The sequence below is a fragment of the Bradyrhizobium sp. UFLA05-153 genome, assembly GCF_054185185.1.
This window is the reverse complement of sequence record NZ_JBBIAM010000327.1, coordinates 1-991: the sequence shown is the minus strand read 5'-3', so window position 1 is coordinate 991 and position 991 is coordinate 1. Positions and strand designations below refer to the sequence as shown.

The following is a 991-nucleotide window of genomic DNA, read 5'->3' as shown; positions in this document are numbered from 1 at the left end:
CGTGCCAAATTCTGAATCCCTACAGATACTTGATTCTCACACCTAAGCCGCCGCGACCAACTGACTCAGTAGTACTAGGCGCCGCTACCCTAAGAAAAATCGCTCCAGCTCAGATGCCTTGCATCGAGATCGCCGAGCGTGACGGCATCGCGGATCTCCTGCGGCGTATGAAAGGCGCTGCGGAGATACACGAGTGGAACGGCCAGCGCAGAATGGGTGACGCTGCGAACCTCGCCGACGAAAATCGAATGCGTCCTCGTTACGAATTCCTGCGCCAGCACGCAGTCGAATGCGGCGACCGCATCCACCAGCAAGGGGACGCCAGTGACGCCTTGCGTCCATTGCCCGAACGCAAAACGGTCGTCGCCGTTGACGCCCTTCTGTCCGCTGAAGGTCAGTGCCAGCAGTGCGTGGTCCTCGCTGAGGAAGTTGACGGCGAAAGCGCCGTCCTCGCGGATGCGCGCGTGGGCGCTGGCATTGCGGCTGACGCAGGCGATCAGCGACGGTGGATTGTCCGACAGCGAGCATGCCGAGGTCACGGTCAGTCCGGTGCGCTTGCCGTTGTCGGTGCCGACCGTCACCAGCGCAACCGCGCCGGCGCATTGCCGCATCGCCTGCTTGAAGTCCTTTGCATCGATCGTCACGCATGATCTCCACGAATGAGAGCGGGTGCGGGATGTGCGTCCCGCACCCGCGCGTCGTCACGCCGCCTTGCGCGCGCTGCCGAGATGCTTCAGCCTCGGCATCACCTCTTTCTTCAGCAGCGCCAGCGAATGGTGCCAGGCTTCCGGCTTGTGCTTGTAGTCGAAGCCGAATACCAGGAGCACGCCGAAGCCGCCGACCTCCTCGTAGATCTTCTCGATCTTCTCGGCCACGGTCGACGGCGAGCCGACGATCCAGTTGCGCTTGGCGCAATATTCGACCGTGACGTCGCTGTCGGACACGTCTGGTGCATGCTTCAGATAGTCCTTGAAGCCGAAATGGCCGAGCA

General features: G+C 62.1%; 1 protein-coding gene and 1 pseudogene. Both read right to left on the bottom strand.

From position 1 onward, the window contains the following. Nucleotides 1-89: 89 nt before the first annotated feature. Nucleotides 90-644, bottom strand: coding sequence for a flavin reductase family protein (locus Q2941_RS51705; RefSeq protein WP_458197555.1), 555 nt, complete (start codon nt 642-644; stop codon nt 90-92). A gap of 57 nt (nt 645-701) precedes the next feature. Beyond that, nucleotides 702-991 (bottom strand): annotated as a pseudogene (locus Q2941_RS51700) (LLM class flavin-dependent oxidoreductase); the annotation flags it as partial.